General features: G+C 26.7%; 1 protein-coding gene. It reads left to right on the top strand.

Features of this window, described 5'->3' with window-relative positions:
• A partial coding sequence (locus AVBRAN12640_RS09975; RefSeq protein WP_336609205.1) for a hypothetical protein occupies window positions 1-288 on the top strand: 288 nt, incomplete at both ends.

Below are 288 nucleotides of genomic sequence, written 5' to 3'. Positions count from 1 at the left end.
AATTCTAATATTAAAGGCGATATAACTGCTAATAATTTAACTTTAAATAATTCTAGTATTACTAATAAAGCTGATGGTTCTACTAATACTATAAATGTTACAAACGATTTAACTATAAATAACGAAAGCCAAACTACTATTGATGGAAATTTCCAAGTAGGCAATGACTTTAAATCAAGTAATACAATCTTTAGTGGAGATATAACTGCAAATAAATTATTAAGCGATAATAAAAGCACTTTTCAAGGTAATGTTAGTGCTGATAGCATAAGTGCAGTTGGTTCTATA

The sequence above is a fragment of the Campylobacter sp. RM12640 genome, assembly GCF_020137595.1.
In the GTDB taxonomy this organism is placed as follows: Bacteria; Campylobacterota; Campylobacteria; order Campylobacterales; family Campylobacteraceae; genus Campylobacter_E.
The sequence above is the reverse complement of the archived record's forward strand: the minus strand, read 5'-3'. Positions and strand labels throughout refer to the sequence as shown.